General features: G+C 53.5%; 19 protein-coding genes. 5 read left to right on the top strand and 14 right to left on the bottom strand.

Translation table 11 applies throughout. The features are described from left to right. Positions 1-61: 61 nt before the first annotated feature. On the bottom strand, positions 62-1,000 hold the full coding sequence (locus O5O45_RS08735; RefSeq protein WP_305904829.1) for a hypothetical protein: 939 nt from the start codon (positions 998-1,000) through the stop codon (positions 62-64). A gap of 297 nt (positions 1,001-1,297) precedes the next feature. On the opposite strand from O5O45_RS08735, the gene tcyJ reads away from it, so the two are divergent. Genes tcyJ through tcyN form a run of 3 tightly spaced genes read left to right on the top strand, consistent with a single transcriptional unit; the run spans position 1,298 to position 3,545 of the window. Then, the gene (tcyJ, locus tag O5O45_RS08730; protein ID WP_305904828.1) at positions 1,298-2,098 is read left to right on the top strand and encodes a cystine ABC transporter substrate-binding protein; all 801 of its coding nucleotides are present in this window, start codon (positions 1,298-1,300) and stop codon (positions 2,096-2,098) included. Beyond that, a complete protein-coding gene (gene tcyL, locus O5O45_RS08725; protein ID WP_011397554.1) occupies positions 2,095-2,763 on the top strand; it encodes a cystine ABC transporter permease in 669 nt (222 codons plus the stop codon). The genes tcyJ and tcyL overlap by 4 nt, the downstream gene beginning before the upstream one ends. Positions 2,764-2,768: 5 nt before the next feature. Then, on the top strand, positions 2,769-3,545 hold the full coding sequence (gene tcyN / locus O5O45_RS08720; RefSeq protein ID WP_305904827.1) for an L-cystine ABC transporter ATP-binding protein TcyN: 777 nt from the start codon (positions 2,769-2,771) through the stop codon (positions 3,543-3,545). Here the strand turns inward: tcyN and O5O45_RS08715 are convergent. Further along, positions 3,521-4,222 carry a gamma-glutamyl-gamma-aminobutyrate hydrolase family protein gene (locus O5O45_RS08715; protein WP_305904826.1) on the bottom strand — a complete coding sequence of 234 codons (702 nt, stop codon included), beginning with the start codon at positions 4,220-4,222 and terminating at the stop codon, positions 3,521-3,523. The genes tcyN and O5O45_RS08715 overlap by 25 nt on opposite strands. Next, positions 4,195-5,181 carry an amidoligase family protein gene (locus O5O45_RS08710; RefSeq protein ID WP_305904825.1) on the bottom strand — a complete coding sequence of 329 codons (987 nt, stop codon included), beginning with the start codon at positions 5,179-5,181 and terminating at the stop codon, positions 4,195-4,197. The genes O5O45_RS08715 and O5O45_RS08710 overlap by 28 nt, the downstream gene beginning before the upstream one ends. 357 nt (positions 5,182-5,538) lie before the next feature. Between O5O45_RS08710 and O5O45_RS08705 the strand changes: the two genes are divergently transcribed. Continuing rightward, complete coding sequence (locus O5O45_RS08705; RefSeq protein WP_305904824.1) at positions 5,539-6,633, top strand: efflux RND transporter periplasmic adaptor subunit; 1,095 nt, start codon at positions 5,539-5,541, stop codon at positions 6,631-6,633. Further along, on the top strand, positions 6,630-9,758 hold the full coding sequence (locus tag O5O45_RS08700) for an efflux RND transporter permease subunit (protein WP_305904823.1): 3,129 nt from the start codon (positions 6,630-6,632) through the stop codon (positions 9,756-9,758). The genes O5O45_RS08705 and O5O45_RS08700 overlap by 4 nt, the downstream gene beginning before the upstream one ends. Positions 9,759-9,826: 68 nt before the next feature. Here the strand turns inward: O5O45_RS08700 and O5O45_RS08695 are convergent, their stop codons facing one another. From O5O45_RS08695 to O5O45_RS08645, 11 genes are all read right to left on the bottom strand, one after another. Further along, positions 9,827-10,093 carry a hypothetical protein gene (locus tag O5O45_RS08695; protein WP_305904822.1) on the bottom strand — a complete coding sequence of 89 codons (267 nt, stop codon included), beginning with the start codon at positions 10,091-10,093 and terminating at the stop codon, positions 9,827-9,829. Continuing rightward, a complete protein-coding gene (locus O5O45_RS08690) occupies positions 10,087-10,572 on the bottom strand; it encodes a hypothetical protein (RefSeq protein ID WP_305904821.1) in 486 nt (161 codons plus the stop codon). Before O5O45_RS08690 ends, O5O45_RS08695 begins: the two co-directional genes overlap by 7 nt. A 25-nt stretch (positions 10,573-10,597) precedes the next feature. After that, a complete protein-coding gene (locus O5O45_RS08685) occupies positions 10,598-10,921 on the bottom strand; it encodes a hypothetical protein (protein ID WP_305904820.1) in 324 nt (107 codons plus the stop codon). Positions 10,922-10,988: 67 nt separating this feature from the next. After that, positions 10,989-11,837, bottom strand: coding sequence for a hypothetical protein (locus O5O45_RS08680; protein WP_305904819.1), 849 nt, complete (start codon positions 11,835-11,837; stop codon positions 10,989-10,991). A gap of 20 nt (positions 11,838-11,857) precedes the next feature. Continuing rightward, positions 11,858-12,415 (bottom strand): hypothetical protein, encoded by a 558-nt coding sequence (locus O5O45_RS08675; protein WP_305904818.1) that lies wholly within the window; start codon positions 12,413-12,415, stop codon positions 11,858-11,860. Further along, positions 12,412-13,389, bottom strand: a complete 978-nt coding sequence (locus tag O5O45_RS08670) for a DUF4123 domain-containing protein (protein WP_305904817.1) — start codon at positions 13,387-13,389, stop codon at positions 12,412-12,414. Before O5O45_RS08670 ends, O5O45_RS08675 begins: the two co-directional genes overlap by 4 nt. A 66-nt stretch (positions 13,390-13,455) precedes the next feature. Further along, a complete protein-coding gene (locus O5O45_RS08665) occupies positions 13,456-13,725 on the bottom strand; it encodes an immunity protein Tsi6 family protein (protein WP_305904816.1) in 270 nt (89 codons plus the stop codon). A 108-nt stretch (positions 13,726-13,833) separates the two neighbouring features. Continuing rightward, entirely contained in the window at positions 13,834-14,256 is a 423-nt protein-coding gene (locus tag O5O45_RS08660; RefSeq protein ID WP_305904815.1) for a hypothetical protein, read from the bottom strand. A gap of 80 nt (positions 14,257-14,336) precedes the next feature. Continuing rightward, the gene (locus O5O45_RS08655; protein ID WP_305904814.1) at positions 14,337-14,807 is read right to left on the bottom strand and encodes a hypothetical protein; all 471 of its coding nucleotides are present in this window, start codon (positions 14,805-14,807) and stop codon (positions 14,337-14,339) included. Positions 14,808-14,963: 156 nt separating this feature from the next. Then, positions 14,964-15,176 carry a hypothetical protein gene (locus O5O45_RS08650; RefSeq protein ID WP_305904813.1) on the bottom strand — a complete coding sequence of 71 codons (213 nt, stop codon included), beginning with the start codon at positions 15,174-15,176 and terminating at the stop codon, positions 14,964-14,966. Continuing rightward, positions 15,173-19,444 carry an RHS repeat-associated core domain-containing protein gene (locus tag O5O45_RS08645; RefSeq protein ID WP_305904812.1) on the bottom strand — a complete coding sequence of 1,424 codons (4,272 nt, stop codon included), beginning with the start codon at positions 19,442-19,444 and terminating at the stop codon, positions 15,173-15,175. The genes O5O45_RS08650 and O5O45_RS08645 overlap by 4 nt, the downstream gene beginning before the upstream one ends. Positions 19,445-19,694 lie beyond the last annotated feature (250 nt).

Genomic DNA, 19,694 nt, shown 5'->3' with positions numbered 1-19,694 from the left:
CAAACAACGACTACGACGACGAGGGAATGTGTGCTCTGTGAATTCCGGGTAAATGAAGGGGTTAAGGCGTCTGCGCCTGTTGCTCGTTGTCAGTCAAAGCCGCCACGCTGCTGGTTGAGGAAAGCGAGAGGAGGATGGCGGTCGCCTGTTCTTTGACGAAAGGATCGCTGTCGCTTTGCATCGCCAAAGCCAGATCTCGTTTGACGGCGGCGTCAATCTCCTCCTGCCCCATCAACAGGTTGAAGGCGATAGCGCGCACCAACGGCGATGGGTCTTGCCGCGCCAGCCGGCTCAAGTGCTCGAACGGCGCCGCTTCGCCCCGCTCCGCATAGGCGCTCAGCGCCATCGCCCGGGTATCCGCATCGGAGGACTGCAACCCCTGATCGAACAGAGTTGCAACCTGATCCGGCGCGGCTCCCAAGAGACTGGCGCGATACTGGGTCACAGGATTATCGTCCACCGACTCCGCCGGCGCAGACGCATATAAACTGGCGTTGAGAAACAGCAAGGACTCCGTCAGCTCAATCTGCTCCTTCGGATACAGACTGATCGCCGCCAGAGACTCGCCGTGGTAGAGATCCGCATGGTTATAAGTCTGGGAGAGGCGCTTCATGGCGTCGGCTATGGACGCGTTGACCATCGACAAGGACACTTTGGTGTCCCGCAGACGATCATCCAGATAAAAGCGCACCCCGGTCAGTGACTCCAATTTGTTAGTCAGTAACGACAGTGGATAAGCGTTCACATTGATCGTCACCAATCCATTGGCGTCAACAGCAATGGTTCCGTCCACAGGCCGGGACTCTGTCTCAGGCGCCGGCATCTCTTCAGTCGCTGCTATTGGCGTATTGAGCTCAGGGATAATCGCATTGGCGGTGGGCTCTGAGATCGTCTCAACGCCTTTATTAACCGGCTTCGAACGCTCTGAGGAAAGATAAATGGCGCCGGCGCTGATCGCCGCGCCTAAAACGATGGCGATGGAAAAATGAATGGTTTTCATAACTGCCTCCTGCATTTATGATCCTTGGGCTCCGCGATGAATTGGCGGCGCAGCCTGGTGGAAACCTGGTTGCAACGACTTGGGTTTGGTCGTTGCTTGTCATCAGAATGGGTTCAGTTTACGAAGGGAGGGATCAGGGGGCAGTTAACTATTGGGATGCAAAAATGTGACATTGTCACGAAAGCGCAGAGAATATTATTCATAAATAGAATTAGTACATAATTTTTAATTATTTTATCGCATATAAGAAGACACCTAAAATTGTCCGATCTTTATCACAGGCCATGGGAGGCTTTTATGAAATTCAATCGCTTACGTCGCACTCTTGTACTTGGCGGCCTGGGTCTGGCCCTTGCCTCCGCGTTAGTCACCCCCAGCTTCGCCGCAGAAGACCTGCTGCAAAGCATCCAAAAGAAGGGCTCCATCCAGGTTGGCCTGGAAGGCACTTACCCTCCGTTTAACTATCAGGATGAAAATGGCCAGCTCACCGGCTTCGAAGTGGAATTCGCCAAAGCGCTGGCGGATCAGCTGGGCGTGAAGGCGGAGTATCAGACCACCAAGTGGGACGGTTTGCTCGCTGCGCTGGAATCCGAGCGTCTGGACGTGGTGATCAATCAGGTGACTATTTCCGATGCGCGCAAACAGAAATATGACTTCTCCGCCCCTTACACGGTGTCCGGCATTCAGGCGCTGACTCGCAAGGATCTGGAAAGCGAAATCAACGGCCCTTCCGACCTGGCGGGCATGAAAGTGGGTGTTGGTCTGGGCACCAACTATGAAACCTGGCTGCGTGAAAACGCACCGCAAGCGGAAGTGAAAACCTACGACGACGATCCCACCAAATACCAGGATCTGCGTTTCGGCCGCATCGACGCCATTCTGATCGACCGCTTCGCCGCGTTCGAACTGCTGAACAAAACCGGCGACGCCCTCACCCTGGCTGGCTCGCCCTTCTCCCGTCAGGAAGCCGGCGTCGCCCTGCGTAAAGGCAATCCCGAACTGCTGGCGGCTATCGATAAGGCCATCGCCAACATGCGCGCAGACGGCACGCTGCAAAAACTGTCGGAGAAATGGTTCAAGGCTGACGTAACGCAATGATCGAAAGCAGCCTCAAGCTGATTGCGGACTCCGCCCCATTCCTGCTGAAAGGCGCCGGATACACCGTCGGGCTCAGTCTCGGCGGTATGTTTTTCGGCCTGATACTGGGCTTCACGCTGGCGATGATGCGGCTGTCCAGTTTCCGCGCCCTGGACTGGACCGCCCGGGTCTATATCTCCTTCTTTCGCGGCACTCCGTTGCTGGTGCAACTGTTCATGATCTATTACGGACTGCCGCAGTTGGGCGTCCGTCTGGAGCCGTTGACCGCCGCGCTGATCGGTTTCTCCCTCAACATGGCCGCCTACGCGGCGGAAATCCTGCGCGCCGCCATCGCCTCTATCGACCGGGGACAATGGGAAGCCGCCGCCAGTATCGGCATGACCCGCACGCAAACGCTGTACCGCACCATATTACCGCAAGCTGCGCGCACCGCCCTGCCCCCGCTGGGCAACAGCTTCATCTCACTGGTGAAAGACACCGCCCTGGCGGCGACCATTCAGGTGCCCGAACTGTTCCGACAAGCGCAGCTGATCACCGCCCGCACCTTCGAAATTTTCACCATGTATTTAGCAGCGGCGCTGATTTACTGGGTGCTGGCCAGCGTTCTCGCGCATTTACAGAATCGCCTGGAAGCCCGGGTCAACCTGCATGAAAAGGACGCCTGATTGATATGATCACCTTGCGCAACTTGACCAAGCAATTCAAAGGACAAGCCGTGCTGAAAGGCATTGACCTGGAGATTCAGCCCGGCGAAGTGGTCGCCATCATTGGCCCCAGCGGCTCAGGTAAAACCACGCTGCTGCGCTGTATGAACCTGTTGGAGGAGCCCAGCGGCGGCCATATCCGCGTCGGGGATTTCGAGATCGACGCCAACCGTCCTCTGGGGCCGCAGCAAGGTTTGATCCGTAAACTGCGGCAGCATGTCGGCTTCGTCTTCCAGAACTTCAATCTGTTTCCTCATCGCACGGCGCTGGAGAACGTGATGGAAGGTCCGGTAGTGGTGAAGAAAGAGCCCCGAGAGCAGGCCGCCGCCAAAGGTCGCAGTCTGCTGGCCCGTGTCGGTCTGACCGGGAAAGAGGACTCCTATCCCAAACGCCTTTCCGGCGGACAGCAGCAACGGGTAGCCATCGCCCGCGCCCTGGCCATGGAGCCGGATGTGATTCTGTTCGACGAGCCCACTTCCGCCCTCGACCCCGAGCTGGTAGGCGAAGTCCTGGCGACGATTCGCAGTCTGGCGGAAGAAAAGCGCACCATGGTGATCGTCACCCACGAAATGAGCTTCGCACGGGATGTGGCCAACCGCGCTATATTCATCGATGGCGGCGTCATCGTTGAACAAGGCGACGCCAAGTCCCTGTTCAGCAATCCCAAGCAAGCGCGCACCCGCCAGTTCCTGAACAAATTCCTCGGCGATAGCGCCGCTCAGCCCCTGCCGGAAGACGCATGAGCGTGCTTCCGGTGCGGTTGCTCCTGTAATAGCCAGCGAAACAGCGCAAACTGCGACGGCAGGTAAAACAGATATTCCGGGTGCCACTGCACGCCAATGATCTTGCGCCCGCTGACGCACTCCACCGCCTGCACGATAAAGTCCAGATCTCGCCCCACCACTTTCAGACCCGCGCCAGGCACCTTAATCGCCTGATGATGCAAACTGTTGACCCTCAGTTTGTTGGAGCCGCAGATGGAGGACACCCGCGAGCCCTTCTCCAGCTGCACCTGTTTGGTGGGCAGCAATCCCGGCCGGTTGTAGGTGAGTTTGCGCATATGGCGAATGTCCTGATGCAGCGCCCCGCCCAGCACACAGTTGATCAGTTGCGCGCCGCGACAAATGCCCAACAGCGGAATGTTGTGCTCCAGGGCTTTGTGAATCCAGGCGATCTCAAGCGCGTCCCGATCCGGGTCGATCCTGACCTTCTCATTGATATCGCCGTTATAATGCTCCGGACTGATATCGTCGCCGCCGCCAATAATCAGGGCGTCCAGAGGGATGCCGCTGGGCGCATGACGCACGCTGATGCGCTCAGGGTGCGCACCCGCCAGACGCAACGCCAACTGCGCGCACCACCATGACGGCGACCATTTACGACCGCTACCGGTTACGCCAACCCGGAATCTTGTATCCATTGTTCCATGATCTCTATCCAATCATGACGACTGACGCCCAACAACGGACGCCACGCGCTCAGATAAGCGGCGCTCAACCGTTCGATCTCGTCAGGGCGACAGGCCAGTTCCTCCACCACCCACCAACTGTTCCAGGGAACCGCCAGGCTCCAGTCAGGGCGATCGATCAACGAGTTCGGCAAACGGTAATGAAAGGTTGGACGCGCTTGAATACGCTCATCATCCACAGCGCGCCGCACCCGCTCGCCATCGATTTCAGTTAATAACGGCAGCATATCCAACGCGCGGTTACGTGTAGGATTATAGGCGAGATAGTCGATAAACAGCCGATCCAGATTCGGCGCGGGGTCCGCCAAAAGCTGTCGCACATAGGATTCGGGGTAAAGGTCGATATAAGGGCTGATGCGACGGGTCACATCCACTTGCAGTCGCTCCACCAGCCACCACTGCAACAGACTGAACGCTTTCAGATAAGCAGCGATGGCGGCGGCGTCCAGAGAAGGTATTTCCGGGTTGATGTGCACGCCGAAGGCGGCGATGGGCGAGTCTTCCGTGCCCTGGGCGCCTGCGTCTCTCAAGGCGACGACCATCGGGTCCAACACCGTCAGACCGGTTATCGGCAGCGGCGGGCACACCACCTCCATCGGAACCAGCAGCTTCGCCGCCTGCCCCAGCAACTGCACCCACTCGTCTTCCTCTTCACCCTGTTGGCGGGCGGCCTGGCGTTTGAAGTAATCCCAGTCCACCTCCACACTGAAGGCGCCCAGTGATTCCACTTGCAGCTTTTTCTCCGCCGCCGAACCGGAGATCACCTGTGCGCCCAAGGCGTTCTGTAGCGCCGCCACAGTTTGCTCCAGGGTCAGTCCAGTGAATTCCAGCTCAAACCCGACCAGCCGCACCTCGCCGTCGCCTCGGCGGACGATGGATGGGGTTTTGAAACTGTTATCGCCGGCATTCATGCGATGTCCTCCATTATTGCGCGCTGGCGCTGCGGACTCATGAAGGGGATTGTAGCATCCAACGCCGCTTCCTGACTGCGGCGTCCATGACACGGGTTTTCTTAATTGGTTCTATACGCACATTAGATGACGTCCGATGCCTTCAAAGCCCAGAAAATGCGCCATCTGGGGGAAAGATTACGAAGAATTCAGACGCACAGAATTCTACTGAAGCGCCCTAATCAAAGTGATAATCTTTCTCGTATAACAATGACGCAGCGCCATCAGCGTCCAAAGCGAGCACACCGCCAGGCCGCCCCGTATCCGCCGGCGCGCACGATGCGCTTGTATTCACGTTTCAGGCTAAGGACTCAGGACATGTCTTCACGAACGCTGAACGGGGCGCTTGCCGCCGCCCTGATTGGTATCTGTCTCGCAGGACTGGCGCACGCCGCCGGCAGACCGCCCACTTCCGTCGTCGCCGCATCCGCGCAGTCCACGCCCTATTACGACAAGATCGAAGCATTGGGCACGGTCAACGCCAATGAGTCGGTCAATATCACACCGAAAATCACCGAAAAAGTAATCAGCATTCATTTTGAAGACGGCGCCAGCGTGAAGCGCGGCGATATGCTGATCAAACTGGACGACGAGGAAGAGCAGGCCAATCTGCGTTCAACTCTGGCGGTGCAGGCGGAAAGGGAAAGCGCTTATCGCCGTGCGCAAGAGTTGTACAACCGCCGCGTCGGCAGCGAGGCGGATCTGGATGCGGCCCGCGCCCGTGTGGATCAAAGTCAGGCGGACATAGAAGCCATTCGCACCCGCATCGCCGCGCATCAGATCACCGCGCCTTTCAATGGCGTGCTGGGGCTGCGCAATATCAGCGTCGGCGCCCTGGTGGAGCCCAGCGACGTGCTGACCACGCTGGATGATCTCAGCGTCGTCAAAGTGGACTTCGCCATCCCTTCGGTTTTCCTCGCCATCCTGAAACCGGGGTTAAAAGTGGAAGCCGAAACCAGCGCTTATCCCGGCCAGACATTCACAGGCGAACTTAAGAGCATTTCTCCCCGGGTCGACCCGGTCACGCGCACCGTGCAGGCGCGGGCCGCTTTCGATAACCCGGGACGCATGCTACTGACCGGCATGTTGCTGCAGCTGGATCTGCAGTCCCGCCCACGCACCACCCTGGTGATTCCAGAAAGCGCCATCTCAACAGTGGGAACCGCTCACTATGTTTTTGTGGTGGCGGAAGGCGAACCCGCCAGGGCCCAACGCAGGCAAGTTGAAATCGGTTCCCGCAAAGCCGGGAAAGTGGAAATTCTGAAGGGCCTGAACGAAGGCGATCTGGTGGTCAGTCACGGCCTGGTGAAAATCTCTGACGGCGCCGCGATAAAAGTCATTGCCGTGGATGACGGCGATCTTAATGTCGCCAAACTGCTGCAAGGCGAACCCCAGGCGGAACAAGCGGAATGATGCTCTCAGACCTCTCCGTCAAACGACCGGTGTTCGCTTCCGTCATCGGCTTGTTGCTGATCGCTTTCGGATATCTCTGCTTTGAGCGACTGCCGCTACGGGAATATCCCGCCATTGATCCGCCGGTGGTCAGCGTCACCACAGACTATCCCGGCGCCGCCGCCAATGTGGTGGAGACGCGCATCACCGAGGTGATCGAAGAGCGCATTTCCGGGGTGCAGGGCATTGTGTCGATTTCGTCTCAGTCCAGTAACGGTCGCTCCCGCATCACCATCGAATTCGACATCGGCCGCGATATCGACGCCGCCACCAACGACATTCGCGACCGCGTGTCCCGTATCGCCGACAACCTGCCGGCGGAAGCAGAGCCGCCGGATATCGCCAAAGAGGACAGCAGCGATGACGTCATCCTGTGGTTGAACCTGTCTGCGGTCAATATGACGGTGCCGGAATTGACCGACTACGCCAATCGCTATCTGGTGGATCGCCTGTCAGTATTGGACGGCGTCGCCCGCGTGCGGGTCGGCGGCGGCAAGGTCTACGCTATGCGCATCTGGCTGGATCGTAACGCCATGGCGGCGCGACGCATTACAGTGACCGATATCGAGGGCGCGCTGCGGGCGGAAAACGTGGAGTTGCCGGCGGGCAGCATCGAATCACGGGATACTCAGTTCACCGTGCGTACGGAACGCAACTTTCATACTCCGGAAGACTTCCGCAAACTGGTGATCGGCGCCGGACAGGATGGCTATCTCATCCGCCTCGGCGATGTCGCCAAAGTGGAGCTGGGCTCTGTGGAGGAGCGAGGCATTTTCCGCGGCAATGGCGAAACCATGGTCGGCGTGGGCGTCACCAAACAATCCACCGCCAACGTGCTGGATGTGGCGCGTGCGGTGCAGGCCCAGGCCAAGCGCATCAACCCCACCTTGCCGGAAGGCATGACCCTGCAAGCCAGCTATGACTCCTCCGTCTTTGTGGAAGGCGCCATCCACGAAGTGGTGAAAACCCTGTTCATCGCTATCGGGCTGGTCATCCTGGTGATCTGGGCCTTCCTGCGGGATTTGCGCGCCACCCTGGTGCCGGCGGTGACGGTGCCGATCTCCCTGATCGCCACCTTCACCGCCCTGTACGCTTTCGACTTCACCATCAATATGTTTACTCTGCTGGCCCTGGTGCTGGCCATCGGCATGGTGGTGGACGACGCTATTGTCGTGCTGGAGAACATCTATCGGCGCATGCATGAGCATAACGAGACGCGACTGGTGGCGTCATTTCGCGGCAGTCGTCAGATCGGCTTCGCGGTTATCGCCACCACTCTGGTGCTGATCGCCGTGTTCGTGCCGATCGCCTTCCTGCAGGGCGACATTGGCCGGCTGTTCTCTGAGTTCGCCCTGACGCTGGCGGCCGCCGTGGCGTTTTCCAGCGTCATCGCCCTCACCCTGTCCCCCGCCCTGGCGTCGAAGATTCTACCCAATGACGACAAAGCCCAGGGGCTGAGCGAAGGCGGTCATTTCTTCCATAAAGTACAGCATGTCTACGGCAGGATTCTGGCGGGCTGTCTCAAGGTGCGCTGGCTATTTGTGGCGCTGATGCTGGCCATTTGCGCCGGCTCCGTCTGGCTCTATAGGGACTTGCCGGAAGAGTATGCGCCCAAGGAAGACCGCGGGGCGTTCTTTATTCTGGTGAACGGCCCTGAAGGCGCCACTTACGACTACATGCTCGATTACATGAATGAGATCGAGCGGCGCTTGATGAGTTTCGTCGATTCCGGCGAAGCGCAACGGGTGCTGGTTCGAGCCCCCCGCGGATTCGGCAATATCGAGAACTTCAATTCAGGCTTCGCTCTGGTGGCGTTGAGCCCTTGGGGCGAGCGACGCTCCGCCTGGGACATCATGGACGATGTACGTAAATCCTTATCGGACTTGCCAGGCGTGCGCGCCTTTCCGGTCATGCGGCAGGGATTTGGCGGCGGTATTTCCAAACCGGTGCAATTTGTCATCGGCGGCGGCACTTACGAGGAGCTGGCGGAATGGCGCGACATTCTGTCCAAAGAAATCGACGCCTCCAACCCAGGGCTCGCCGGCGTGGACTTCGATTACAAGGAAACCCGCCCTTACCTGTCCGTGCAGATCAACTATGATCGCGCCGCCGACCTGGGGGTAAAAGTTCAGGATATCGGTCGCACTCTGGAATCGATTCTAGGCGGACGCACGGTCACCACCTATCTGGATAATGGCCAGGAATACGATGTGATCGTCGAAGGCGAACGCGACGCGCAGCGCACCCCCGCCAGCATCCAGAACATCTATGTGCGTTCGCAACGCAGCGGCGAATTGATCCCCCTTTCCAGCGTAGTGACCCTGCGCGAGTTCGCTGATTCCAGCAATCTCAATCGCTTCAATCGCCTGCGTGCGATCACCCTGGAAGCCAACCTGGAAGACTCGCTTACCCTGGGCAAAGCGCTGAGCTATCTGGAGAGCCTGGTGGAAACCCACCTCCCCGCTCACGCCCAAATCGATTACAAAGGCCAGTCCGCCGATTTCCGGGAAGCGGGAACCGCGCTGGCGACCACGTTGGTATTGGGCATTCTGATTGTGTTTCTGGTATTGGCGGCGCAATTCGAAAGCTACGTGCATCCGTTCGTGATCATGCTGACAGTGCCTCTGGCGGTGGCGGGCGGCATGCTCGGCCTTTATGTCACCGGCAACTCACTTAACCTGTACACACAAATTGGCTTGATCATGCTGGTGGGGCTCGCAGCGAAAAACGGCATCCTGATCGTGGAGTTCACCAACCAATTGCGGGATCAGGGACTCACCTTCGACAACGCCCTGGTGGAAGCATCCATGGCCCGTCTCAGACCGATTCTGATGACGGCGGTCACCACCATCGCCGGCGCCGTGCCCCTGATGCTGTCCGACGGCCCCGGCTCAGAAACCCGCTCAGTCATCGGCATCGTCATCCTCTGGGGCGTCTCCGCCGCCACCCTGTTTACGATATTCATCGTTCCCGTAGCGTACAGCCTGCTGGCCCGCAAAACCCGCTCCCCCAAAGCCGTGGAAAAACAGTTGGAAGAAGAACTCAAACTGCATGAAGACCACGCCATAGAGCATCTGGCGGATTAGATTCACTCCTATTAACCCGTCGGGAGGGAAGCCTGCCGATGGGTGACATCCTTAGCGCACTCTTATCATCAATGAGACGGCGCATTTGGAGTTTGCTTTGGGTGGACAGCTGGAGTAATTCTTCGCCCCTCATACAACGCGCTATCCCGCAAAAACTCCCTGGCTAACTGCGCTGCTGCGACTTGGCTATCCCTCACCCTGGCGATTTCCTGCTCATTCAATCTAACGCTGATATCCTGAACAAAAGGCCCGCCAGTCAGAAATGTCAGATACCAATCCTCACCATCCTGCATCAGCAAATAAGAATACGCTTCTTTAAAAATAACTTTCAGCACGCCGCTTCAACCTCCCTCATACAGGCAAAAACCACATCGCTACCAAGCTTTTCGATATAACTCGCATGAATCTCCAGTTCGGGCTTCACTGCGTCATATAGGCCAGCGTGATGCAGTAAAGCCAAATAACGCAGTAAGAGTAGCGCCGCCGGGCTGTCATGACTCGAAAAGAGGTTAACCTCCCCCATCCGTCCCCGATTTTTTTCCGCAAAATAAGAAGACAGATTCGCCAGTAGATGAGAAAGCTCCTCACCCGTCACGTCAAGCCCAGTCATATAGGTCAAAAACGCCTGTTCGAATTTCTCACCATTCTCTTCGGAGTCACCCACAAAACGACAGACTTGACCACTGATATTAGCCCCATGCACATGTCCGAAGTAATCCGGACTACGCACGAAATACCGACCTTTACCACGGAAAAAGTCATCTGTTTCATTATGATTGATGGCGTACTCAAATGTGTTGGGTTTGCTGGTCAAGATTTATCTCTCATAGCTTCTACACTCAAGTTTCATTTATGAGCGCACCAATCTCTTCATTTAATTTTTTCAAAAAGAGTGTCTTTTCTGTTTTATTGGTATCCAACAAAACCATTTCATTAATCGCAGATCTGGCTTTAGAGTATAGATGTTTTGCCTCAAGAGGCTGCATATAGTTCTGTAAAACTCTTTCCTCTTCTACTGTCATATCAACTTCTACGCTTGTAGGACGTATAGTTAAGCGACCTTCTTTAGTATCAATTTGATATCCGAAGAAAGTAATGAGGGCGCGCCCTGCCTTAGTGTAGAGAACTCCACCATGCTCCTGAAACACATTCAGTTGCTCCATATCCCTTAGCCCTCCTTAGAAGATAGAGTAGTGGCCGCATGCTTTTTTCTGATTATGAGCGAGCTGATCAGTCTATTTTATGCCCAAAAAATATTCTTCCATGACGTGGAAACTGATTGATGTCAAAATTATTCTTAAATTCTTTCAGTATAGACCTAATAGCAACCTTGTTTGGCATTAACTCGTCATTAAGCATATTGAAACTAGAGACACCTGTCATAGCTTCGAAAAGCTCCACGTAGTTTATAAACAAGCTATTATTAAAGAAAACTCCATCATCCTCATTGGGAACAAAGTCAATTTCAGCCTCTAACTGCTTCGAGATGAACTCTACATTCACTTCCTGCCCTTGAAGCACAAATGAGTCTTCTCCGTATAATTTTTTTAGTTCGGACACTTTATCCCTGGCCATCTTTTCATAGCTGGGCGCAGGTATATCGTTGTAGTCATCAGAGAAAACGCATTCATTATTCTCTAAAATATCTGAAATTCTATCCTTGATAGTCTGGAGCTCATCACCGGACGCCTTGCGTTTGAATTCCAAATAGTCCTCAATAAATTCAAGCCTTCCGGAGTTTCTCAGCGCATCATATGCTTCAATCCTTAAATCATAATTTAGCTTAACCACCATCTTAGACAGCTCTCTTAGTGCGCTCATAGGCGCACAAAAACCGAGTAATCTAATCGCGTATTCGTGAAGATCAAACAAATCAGGCGTTTTCAAGATATCCAAAACCAAGTCGACATGTTTAAAACGTCCCTCTTTAGCTTCTTCAAATACAAAAATGAGCCGAAGCCAGGGGTCACAGTTCACTTCGCTAAGCGATTGTTTGGTAGCTTCAGATATAGGATATTGATAACTAGCCCCTTGCTCTAAAGTGAGCCAGCCAGTTCCGACAAATTCAGGCATATTCATATACATTTCCAATAGTTAAATTAAGACGTATGTCGCTTAATGGCCTTATTATATATTTCTGTAATTTTGTCATCGACATCATTCACAGCTGCCAAATCTTTTTTATCATCCGGCTTTTTCACAAGTTTTTGATGAATTGGACATCCACCAAGTTTAATTGGCATAGGGTGATGATACTCTCCTTTTAATTCAGCTTTTTTCTTTGCCGTCTCATATCTCTTTCTTGCTTGTCTATTGGCTGGCCCACCAATTACCTTATATCTTGCGTCAGCATCAGGGAACATACATTTCAAGTCAGGATTGTCTTTCGCGACTTGCTCAAGTTCCGCCTTCTCTTGGTTGCTAAAAAAATCATCATATGACTGCGTACTAGAGCTATTAGTAATACCTTTTGAGGTTTTACAAGTCGGGCAATTTTCCTGGCCTTTTTGATTAGGAATATTAACAAGCTCGACTATAGGTTTTTTTTGGTCTGTGTCACCCGAATTGACTTTTTCGGGGCAATAATTGCCAGCAACGCCACCAATGGTCGCCGTTCCAGCGCTCCCCTCTTTCGCAAACTCACTTTCATCCATCATGCTAGTACTTCTTCCATTATTGGCTGACTTCTACAATAGTAATAAAGCGCTTCCAGGCGGCGGCTCAAGGAGCCAAAGTTTCTATTCTCAAGATAATCAGAGCGAATCCAAGCCAAGGACTTATTATCCATAAAGTCCCAACCGTATAGCACACAGATATTGAGAAAGAAGAAAGCATCCTGGCGAATGATGGCTCCTATACTTTGGGCTTGCTTGATCGCAGCCTCAAAGCGCTCAAAAAGCTCATTGTCACTCAAGGGCTGTAGCTTTTTTGTATAACGCCTCTTGAACAGTTTTACCATTCGCCGAACATATGCGTCCGCACTAACTTTGGCCAAAAGATCCCGTTGATCTGGTCTAATTTTCATTCCCAGACCACTAGATTCGGGATGTTTGTTAAGGTCAGTTATGTATAAATCGACCTCTGCTCCTGTGCCATTACTGGTACGCACTTCAAGCTCACTACCCATGCGCCGATACCGACGAGAAAACGAAGGCTCGTCAGCCTGCATCCAGAAAACGCCAATATCTCCCATAATTTTGTTTAGCTGCGTCAAATCGCAGGTTGGTAGTAGTGCGCCGAGAAAGCGTGGATCACAATACCTAAAGTACCAGTTCTCGTAATTGGGGCCGCGAACTTTAGCAATTCGCCGAAAATGTCGCACCAGATCAGGCATGGGCTTATTGCTTGCTAAAAAAATCCCCCAACTTTTTCCCCACGTTTCTTCAAACAACCAGTTGCTGAAGCTGCCTTCCTGCAGCTCAACTATATAAGGAGATGCAGCTTTTAATTCCTCACCAACCTTTGCCCAAAAAAGAGTGGAACTATCGCAGGAACTCTGGGTAATCGCAGGATATAGTCCATCATTACTGGCGCAATCAATCAGCGCATAATAATGTCGATAACCAGGACAACACCCTTTGAAGGTTTTTAGTGTCGGCTTTTCGTACAAATTCGCATCATTAGTGGACATAAATTATGCGTTTCACTCCTTTAACCTCCTTAACACCTTTCCAGACAGATCAGCAGACGCCTATATCTAACTTTCTAGCTCCAAATCAAATGCAATATTTTGACACTTCTTTAAAATTTGCGACAATTCTGGGTCTGACTCTTCAAATTCTCTAACAGCGAAGTGCCCAAGAATTATTTTATCTAGCTTACTTTTATCTTTTTCCTTTCCATCAATTATCGTAAGCAAATAATTAAGCTGCCTAGCTATACTATGATAAATTTCATAATCCGGCGCTAGCTTAAGCCTTTCTTCATTTATTGCTATAGCTTCGCATAGTGTTTCTTTTTTATTCATTCAACCACCCGCTTTACAGCTCCCTTTATTAGCGCTAGCGGAGTTTATCTTTGTTCGCCTACTGCTATGGCCCAGCGCATACTGCATAATGGTCTAATCACTGACAATTCAGTAATTATCTGTCACAAGATTTTTATCTACATATCTGATCCTGTTCTGCAGCCCATGGCCTGCATATTCGGTATAGGTTAAAAATACCGCCTTACAAATCATGCAAACATTTATATATGACTCATGGTAAGGATAAAAGTGAATGGCTACTGGAGCATCCTTGCTCCAATAATTAGTACCATCTACATGATATTCGCTATAGCCATTCATTTTTATTGACTCTTCTGCTCCTTCAAACTCTGCCACGGCCCTAATACTTTCACTAATGTCTGGAGTAATATTTTCCCAGGACTTTAGATCTTGCTTTCTGCAGCATTCACAGAAGCCAATATCAACTTCCTCTTCTGTAAGCTTGCGAAGTGAACCAACATTCATTTTGAGCAACTTATTCTTCCCACTAGTGGCATGGATAGAGTTCACACTTCATCCAAATGCAGCAGTCCTCGTTCCTGGGCGATGTAGGAATATGAGGATTAATCCACACGCTCCTACAGCATCAATCAGACTCCCGAGAGGTAGTCTTTGAGAATACTCTCTACAGCAATGGAGTTATTTCTTTCGATTAGCCCCAGGTAAAGCTTAATAAGATGGTCACTATCATCTTTGTGCTTTAACTTCTGGAAGTATTTTTTTATTGAAACTGCGATATCAGACTCAGCATGCTCATCAAACTCCACCCCACTCAATAAGCCTTGACGCCTCAACCTAGTCACCTCCGCTAGGTTCGCCAATAGATGCCCAAGATCTTCATAAGCAGGGCTTAGTGAGTCTACAAACTTCTTAAAGTAATAGCTAAATTCATCCGCTTTCCCTGGCCCAGAGTCAATAAATTTATTGACATCTCCAGACAGACGCACTCCATAACAATGCTGTCCATCCATGGGATTGTGTGAGTAATACATCCCTTCACCCTTGAAGAAGCTATTAGTCTCACTATTGTTAACTGACTTTTGAAATAAGTTTTCTGGCATTTTTGCAACTAATAAAGTTGTTGTTTCGTCCCAGCAAGCTGACAGGGTTACGGCTGATAAACCGCGCCGCTATGAGGTCATAGCTCAGCGCGGAATGTAACACGGAGCCATAATACTAGTTTATGCGGTCTATAGTCTAAGGCTGGTTAAAAATTACTATTGCATATATTGTTTAGGATTATTCCTGATTTTTTCTGCAAGTAAATCCAAAAAACCTTCATCTCGTTGTACTTGAAAAGCCTCTTCTTTGGATAACAGTACTTCAACCTCAAACATAGCTACTCCACCACATACCACAGATAAGAGCAGGCCATCTTCAGTCCTATATAAGGTATATACCCACTTTTTTTGGGATACTATTTCTTTCATGTTATTTTTTTCTCTGTAAACTTCGACGCAGGAATATTATCCATGACGGCCTCTGACTTACCAGTCGGCAGGTAACCTCCTGGCAGCCATTCATCATTTGCTCCCATCTCTGTACCTTTTGGCATCCTCAGATTAAGTGAAGCAGGATCATCAACAACTATTTGCGTTAACGCTCTCCCTTGCCAAGCGCCCTCAGGAATACCTAGTTCTTTTTCTATAAAGGCGATGTCTCCATCTGCATTTTTAATTAAATTATCCATTTCTTCTTTTGACATTACGAATTGAGAGTTATCAGGCCAACCCAAACTGTCTCTGCCATATTTATCAAGTATTTCTGTAGGGACAATGTATGAAGCGCCACCAGCAAATTTTTGAAGATGTGCATTTATATATGATTGAGGGAGATAAGTTGAAGGGTCAGGGCGCTCGCCTTTTGGCATAGCCTTGACTTTCTTCATTTGCTGATAGCTTTCTGAGGCTGCCGAGCTGCTTGAAAAGTGTCCTTTTGTTCGGCTTTGGAAAGTGTTCCAGCTGTTTTCCTTACAAGTTAACCCAAACGGGTCCACCCAGCCCGTGGGATTCGGCGCATATTGATAGTTGTTGTCTCCCCCCAACAGTCCAACAGGGTCCTGATTGATGAACCGTGCGGCGCTGGGGTCGTAGTAGCGGTGCCGGTTGTAGTGCAGGCCGGTTTCTTCGTCGTAGTATTGGCCCTGGAAGCGTAGTGGGTTCTGCACTTCTTCGACGTCTTGCAGCGCCAGGTTGCCGTAGGCTTTGTAGCGGGCGGACCAGACGACTTCGCCTTCCGCATTGGTCATTTCCTGTGGCGTGCCCAGGTGGTCCAGATGGTAGTGATAGACCTGCTTGTCCTGGATGAACGCCAGCGGACGGAAGCTGTTGGGTTCGTAGACGTAGACTTTGTGCAGGTGGTTGCGCTGTTCCGAGAGCAGCACGTCGCCGTTCCACAGGAACTCGGTCTTGCCGAAGGCGTCCTGTTTGGCGATGCGGCGTCCGAGGGCGTCGTATTGGTACTCCGTCTTTTGCCCGTCTTTTTCGATGGCGATCAGCTGGTTCTGCTTGTTGTACTGGTAACGGGTCTCCAGCTTGCCGCCTTTGCCGCGTTTCTCGCGGATCAGGTTGCCGGCGGCGTCGTATTCGAAGTGGCGGTCGCCGTGGAAGTTCAGGCGGTTGCCCTTGGCCTGATTCTGGCCGTCCAGAATGTTGCCCGCCGGGTCGAAGGCGAATTCTTCATTGCAATAGCCTTCGACTGTTTTCAGGCGATCAAGGGCGTCGTAACGGTAATGGGTGGTCCCCTTTCTCAGGTCATCGATCAGCTCCAGATTGCCGCTGGCGTCATAGCCATAGCTGCGTTCGATAATGCGCGCTTTGCTCTGACGGTGACTGACCCGGTGACGGATCAGGCGTCCCATGACGTCGTATTCGTAGCGGGATTCCGCCGCGCCCTGACGGCGGCGCAGTTCGCGTCCGTCCTCGTCCCGTTCAATGCTGGCCAGGACGTCGCCATTGAAACTGGCCTGGGTGAACAGGCCGTGGCGGTCATAGCCGAAGCCAAGGACGCCGCCGTCCGGCAGCAATGACTTGATGCGGGCGCCGAGCGGGTTGTATTCGTGGCGCAGACGCTGCCCGTCCTGAATTTCCTCCGCCAAACGTCCTGTCGGCGTATAGGCGAACTCAAGGGTGCGATAAGGGTTGCTAGCCTGCGTCAATTGACCGTTGGCGTTATACGCGAAGCGACTGATGTCGCCGTCCGGGCTGTGCTTTTCGCGCAGGCGGCCCATGGGATCGCGTTTGAACAGCGTGGTGTGCTGTGCGCGGATGCGTTCGTCTTCGTGCACGCCTTCAATATGCGCCTTCAGATAGCCCGCCGGGTCATACTGATATTGCTGCACCCGACCGTCGAAGCCGATTTCCTGAATCAGACGTTCGTTGCGGTCATAGGCCAGTTCATAGCGCTCGCCCTTTTCGTTGATCAGGCCGATCAGGTTGCGTTCTTTATCGTACAGGTACTCAAAGGTCTGACCGGCCGGGTCGATGCGTTTGCGCACCTGGGCCAAACCGTCATATACGTATTCGGTGCAACGGCCGGCGGCGTCGATAAAGTGCGTCAGCTGGTCGTTGGCGTTGTAACGCATTTTGAGGACGGAGCCGTCCGGGCGTTTGACTTCGGTGACGTTGCCGTTGCGGTCGTACTGATACGCCGTCGTTTGCCCCTGATGATCAGTAGCGGCGCGGACCTGTCCCTGCGCGTTGTAGGCGTAACGGGTGGTGTGCTGGTTTTCCGTTTCGCTGACCAGCTGAGCTTCCCGGTTCCACTGCAGTTCCCGGGCCTGTCCCAGGGCGTCGATAATTTTTTGCGGCAGGCCCTGGGCGTTGTATTCGTACTGAGTCTGCGCGCCTTCCGGGTCAGTGATGCGGGCCAGCAGGCCCTGTTCGTTGTACTCGCGACGCCAGACATGGCCCAGTGCATTGGTGATCGCCACCGGCATGCCGTCGTCGTTGTAGTCGATCTTGTAATGGCCGCCGTTGGCGTCGATCAGGGCGGTTAACTGCCCGTTGTCATTGTAGGCGTAGTGGGTGCTGTGGCCGTTGGGATCGGTCTGCTCCACCAGATTGCCGGCGTTGTCGTACGCGCGTCGGGTGATCCCGCCTTCTGGATCGATTTCCTTAACGATCTGACCGCGATCGTCATAGTGGAAGGTGGTTCTGCCGCCGTTGCTGTCGATGGCGTGGGAAGTCTTGTTGGCCGGGTCCCATTCGAAGCGGTAGTCATAGACGCCCTGGTCGCCCCACTGACGCACACAGCGGGCGGCTTTGTCGTAGCGGCTCCATTCGAAATAGAAGCTGAAGCCGGTCTTCAGGGTGCGGCGGGTGATGACATGATTACGATAGGCGTAGGATTCGCCGGCGCCGGCGGGGTCCCGCACCTGCACCAGATCCTGGGCGTCGTCGTATTCGTATTTGGCCAGGGTGTCCACGTCGCCGTCCGCGCGCAGCGACTGGATCTCGCAGATCAGTCCCTGGGCGTTATGCAGCACGTACAGGCGTTTGCCCCAGCTGGTCTGAATAAGGGTGACCGGCCGCTCGTGGCCGTCCAGGTCCTGCCAGTATTGAATGCGCACGCCATTGCCGACGCCATCCAGCAGTCCTTCCAGACGGTAGACGCCGCCAGCGCCCACGAACAAACGGGCGGGCTCGCCGCGCTGCTTCAGTACGTAATGGGTCTCGTCGATTCGGCGCAGCTCCAGGTGCTCCGCAGCGTTGCGGACGGTCTGGCCCGGCTCCGCCAAAGGAAAATCAATGTAGCGGCCTTCGTCCGTGGTGAAGACCAAACGCCCTTCCTGCTCCTCCAGCTGCTGACACAGCAGGTGGGTCCAGCCCACGCCCAAACCGCGCTGATGGGGATTGGAGGACTTGTAGGTGCGTTTCCAGATGATTGGCAGAGGACCCGCGACGGTAAAGTCGGTCAGATCCAGCAATTCCTCGCCGGTGACCATGCTGATGGGTTCCCCGCTGGTGCAGACCTTTTTGTTATCCGGCGTGGTCGCGCCATTATCGTTACTGCCGGATTTTTCGCTAACGCTGCTGTCGCTCGATGGTGACGCGGAGCCAGCTCCGCCGGACTTTTCGCACTCCTCGCAGAAAGGCAGTTCATCTTTGGCGGTGTTCTTGAGAGCCTGTGCTTGCGCCTGCTCGTCCACGGCGCTTTCCGAGGCTGCAGGAGCCGCCTGGGCGGGAGGCGCAGAATAGGTCTTGGGCGGAGCCTGATGACTGGTGGACTCTCTGGGTTTGCTTTCCCAACCAGGATTGCCGTTGAGAGCGGTGACATCCATCACTTCACCAGTGATCGCCGGCGGGGGCGGCGGCGCGGGGTTAGCGCGGTTGATCAGGCGTACGGCCAAAGTCAGTTCAGACACATTGGGTTTGAGGCCGTCTTCGCTCTCACTGACAACGGAGCAAAATGGCTTTCTTTTGTCGGTAAACACCAACAGGATTTCGCCCCGTTCGAGCCCTTTAACAAAGTCTTCTTTCCACTTACGCAGATGTCGTGAGCCTCGGCCGGGAAACGCGCCAAACGATGAGCGAAAGTGACTCCCCTTTAGGTGGTTAACGACATCGCCGACTTTGGCGTCTATGTTCAGACAACGCTCGGCATAGCTGGAGGCGAAGAAAGGTGATTCAACAAACGGCAGGTCCGCAACAGTGATGTCAGACCAATGCTTAAATACATAACTGCGAGTGGAATACATTCGAAGTACGTCCTTTGTAAAGCGACACAGCAAGCCAAACGGGCCATAGCGTCATGAAAACGGTTACTGGTAACTGGGGGCGATCAGCGAATACCTTAAAACTAACAACGACACATACCGCCCACTTGCCTTACGACACGTCGCGCCAATCTCCATGAGTTTGATTTACGCGCATACGTAGCCAGTTAAGCGTTAATTTTTGGAGTTTTCCTTCATTATTCAGATGGTTATTCTATAACATCAACAACGT

It is taken from the genome of Hahella sp. HNIBRBA332, assembly GCF_030719035.1.
Taxonomy (GTDB): domain Bacteria; phylum Pseudomonadota; class Gammaproteobacteria; order Pseudomonadales; family Oleiphilaceae; genus Hahella.
Note: the sequence above shows the minus strand (reverse complement) of the source record. Positions and strands in the feature narration are given on the sequence as shown.

Bases quoted from the DNA above. Each gene is read 5' to 3' on its own strand.
- O5O45_RS08735 (WP_305904829.1), bottom strand. From the start codon at position 1,000: ATGAAAACCATTCATTTTTCCATCGCCATCGTTTTAGGCGCGGCGATC.
- tcyL (WP_011397554.1), top strand. From the start codon at position 2,095: ATGATCGAAAGCAGCCTCAAGCTGATTGCGGACTCCGCCCCATTCCTG.
- O5O45_RS08685 (WP_305904820.1), bottom strand. From the start codon at position 10,921: ATGGAGCAACTGAATGTGTTTCAGGAGCATGGTGGAGTTCTCTACACT.
- O5O45_RS08715 (WP_305904826.1), bottom strand. From the start codon at position 4,222: ATGGATACAAGATTCCGGGTTGGCGTAACCGGTAGCGGTCGTAAATGG.
- O5O45_RS08675 (WP_305904818.1), bottom strand. From the start codon at position 12,415: ATGATGGATGAAAGTGAGTTTGCGAAAGAGGGGAGCGCTGGAACGGCG.
- O5O45_RS08665 (WP_305904816.1), bottom strand. From the start codon at position 13,725: ATGAATAAAAAAGAAACACTATGCGAAGCTATAGCAATAAATGAAGAA.
- tcyN (WP_305904827.1), top strand. From the start codon at position 2,769: ATGATCACCTTGCGCAACTTGACCAAGCAATTCAAAGGACAAGCCGTG.
- tcyJ (WP_305904828.1), top strand. From the start codon at position 1,298: ATGAAATTCAATCGCTTACGTCGCACTCTTGTACTTGGCGGCCTGGGT.
- O5O45_RS08650 (WP_305904813.1), bottom strand. From the start codon at position 15,176: ATGAAAGAAATAGTATCCCAAAAAAAGTGGGTATATACCTTATATAGG.
- O5O45_RS08645 (WP_305904812.1), bottom strand. From the start codon at position 19,444: ATGTATTCCACTCGCAGTTATGTATTTAAGCATTGGTCTGACATCACT.
- O5O45_RS08705 (WP_305904824.1), top strand. From the start codon at position 5,539: ATGTCTTCACGAACGCTGAACGGGGCGCTTGCCGCCGCCCTGATTGGT.
- O5O45_RS08710 (WP_305904825.1), bottom strand. From the start codon at position 5,181: ATGAATGCCGGCGATAACAGTTTCAAAACCCCATCCATCGTCCGCCGA.
- O5O45_RS08655 (WP_305904814.1), bottom strand. From the start codon at position 14,807: ATGCCAGAAAACTTATTTCAAAAGTCAGTTAACAATAGTGAGACTAAT.
- O5O45_RS08700 (WP_305904823.1), top strand. From the start codon at position 6,630: ATGATGCTCTCAGACCTCTCCGTCAAACGACCGGTGTTCGCTTCCGTC.
- O5O45_RS08670 (WP_305904817.1), bottom strand. From the start codon at position 13,389: ATGTCCACTAATGATGCGAATTTGTACGAAAAGCCGACACTAAAAACC.
- O5O45_RS08680 (WP_305904819.1), bottom strand. From the start codon at position 11,837: ATGAATATGCCTGAATTTGTCGGAACTGGCTGGCTCACTTTAGAGCAA.